4 protein-coding genes are annotated in these 1,887 nt (G+C 65.9%); all 4 read right to left on the reverse strand.

Annotation, left to right across the window (positions count from 1 at the left end; genetic code table 11):
* Nucleotides 1-151 precede the first annotated feature (151 nt).
* Nucleotides 152-403: a hypothetical protein gene (locus H4P12_RS18530; protein WP_187795104.1), complete on the reverse strand. Its 252-nt coding sequence runs from the start codon at nucleotides 401-403 to the stop codon at nucleotides 152-154.
* Entirely contained in the window at nucleotides 403-1,077 is a 675-nt protein-coding gene (locus H4P12_RS18535; protein WP_187795105.1) for a YcbK family protein, read from the reverse strand. Before H4P12_RS18535 ends, H4P12_RS18530 begins: the two co-directional genes overlap by 1 nt.
* A gap of 88 nt (nucleotides 1,078-1,165) precedes the next feature.
* Nucleotides 1,166-1,453, reverse strand: a complete 288-nt coding sequence (locus H4P12_RS18540) for a DUF6127 family protein (RefSeq protein ID WP_187795106.1) — start codon at nucleotides 1,451-1,453, stop codon at nucleotides 1,166-1,168.
* Nucleotides 1,450-1,887: C1q-like domain-containing protein (locus H4P12_RS18545; RefSeq protein WP_425498241.1), on the reverse strand; the 438-nt coding region annotated here is incomplete at its 5' end. The genes H4P12_RS18540 and H4P12_RS18545, both read right to left, overlap by 4 nt.

Consider the following 1,887-nt stretch of genomic DNA (forward strand, 5'->3'; position numbering starts at 1 on the left):
GCACGCCCGCGTCTGCGCCCGTATGACTGCGTAATCCGCCATCATCCCGACCAGCGCGGCATCCTCAGGTAAGTTCGCCACCTCCGCCGCTGCCTTTTCCTGCGCGGCCTGATCATAAGCCACGACTGGCGGGCAGACCGCGCGACTTGGATCAGAACCGCCCGTCGCGCAGGCGCTCAGCAAGCTCATCGCGATCACGAGGACGGGTACTGGATGCCTCCAGCATGCGACGTTGGATGTCATTCAGGCGATCCATCTGGTTCAGGCGTTCGGCGTGGCGACCGGCGGTTTCACCGGCACGCCGCAGGTTGATGAGAAAATGCAGGACCGCGCCGATCAGCGCGATCCCGATGGCCAGCCGCCGCGCCCAGCGCGACGCCAGCAGCGCAGCGAGGGCGCCCATCACCGACGCCCCCGGTTCCAGTCGTCGAGCCGGGCCCAGACGGTCAGGCCGATCCCGGCCAGCGCCAGGGCGATGAAGGCCCAGCGCAAGATGTCGAGATATGGGATCAGCGGCTGGATCGCCGATTGTGCGTCGCCGAGCGTGTCCTGGGCAATCTCGATGCCGGCCGCGCCGACGGTCGCGAGCCCGGCTGCGCCGCTGCCTTTCATCGTGCGGCTGTCGGCCAGGTGCTCCCGCGCGGGCGGCTGATCTTCGGCGAAGGGGATGGCGCGGGCCGGAAACGGCTCGCCCCAGCGCCGGGCGGGGCCGAGATCGATATGTATGAAGCCGGACCGAGGATAGGTGCCGAAGCCCAGAAAGCCTTCGGCCCTTGCCGCCTTCTCGAAAGCCGCCGGATCGTGATTTGCCATGGAGATGTCGAAGGCGATGCCTTCCAGGTGCTTGGAACGTTTGGCACCGCGCACCCGGGCATTATGCTCTGGGCTGCGATAGGCCGAGTTCACGATCAGCGATTTGCCGAGGCGGGTGCGGAGCGCCTGCAGCCGGTTGAGGGCCTCTTCATGGACCAGGATTGATCCGGTGCCGCGGCAGGCGATCTCGGCGGGCGAGAAGTGCGGCCAGCGCCAGCTGTCTTTCGGCACGTCGCGCCAATGGCGGTAGAAACGGGTGGTCATGGATATCCTCCGGATACGAAAAAGCCCGGCGGATGGGCGGGCCATGGGGTGATGGGTGTGTGGGTGGCTCTGATTGCCGCGCGGCGGATCAGCCGGTCTCGCCGAAGAGTTTCAGCTTCAGCGCAATCCCGGCCAGCAGGGTCAGGATCAGGCCTGCGGTCAGCATGCGGATGATTGTCTGTGCGGCCGTCCGGCGCATCAGCCGGATGCCCTCCAAGAGCGCGCGCAGGTCGCGGATATCGAGGGCAGCTTCCTTGCCGTCGAGACCGGCATTGACCAGCGCGCGCCGTGCGCCCTCCTGCGCGGCGCGCGCCAGCAGATCCTCGAATTCGCTCTCGCTCATCTGCAGCATGTCGTCGAGACGCTTCGGTGTCATCCGATCTTCGCTCCCCAGAATGTGGTGTGGTCGGCGGCGAAATACCCGTCCGCCGCCCGGAACGTGCCCTGCAGCGCGACGGTATCGCCCGCTTCCAGCGACACCATGGTCTGCAGCCAGAGTGCCGTGGCTTCGGACACATGCGCGCTGGATATCTCGCCCAGCGAGCCCTTGATTTCCGTGGACCCATTCAGCGCCAGCCGCCCGCGCATCCGGGCGTTGCTGCTGGAATTGATCTTGAAGAGCAGCGATGCCCCGAAGAGGTAGGTTCCGGCGACCGGCGCGACGAAGCGGTTAGTCGCGGCATCAAAGCAGCCCTGGTCATTATATTCGGCCACATTGATGCCAATCGTCGTCCAGCTGTCGGTGGCGACATAGTTGTCGTAATTCGTATAGGCCGTGAAGCGTGGCAGGCTCGGTTGATCCACGATGCC

This window comes from Paracoccus amoyensis (assembly GCF_014490725.1).
GTDB classification, from domain to species: domain Bacteria; phylum Pseudomonadota; class Alphaproteobacteria; order Rhodobacterales; family Rhodobacteraceae; genus Paracoccus; species Paracoccus amoyensis.

Coding starts and splice junctions, on each gene's coding strand:
- H4P12_RS18530 (WP_187795104.1), bottom strand. CDS start 403: ATGGGCGCCCTCGCTGCGCTGCTGGCGTCGCGCTGGGCGCGGCGGCTG.
- H4P12_RS18535 (WP_187795105.1), bottom strand. CDS start 1,077: ATGACCACCCGTTTCTACCGCCATTGGCGCGACGTGCCGAAAGACAGC.
- H4P12_RS18540 (WP_187795106.1), bottom strand. CDS start 1,453: ATGACACCGAAGCGTCTCGACGACATGCTGCAGATGAGCGAGAGCGAA.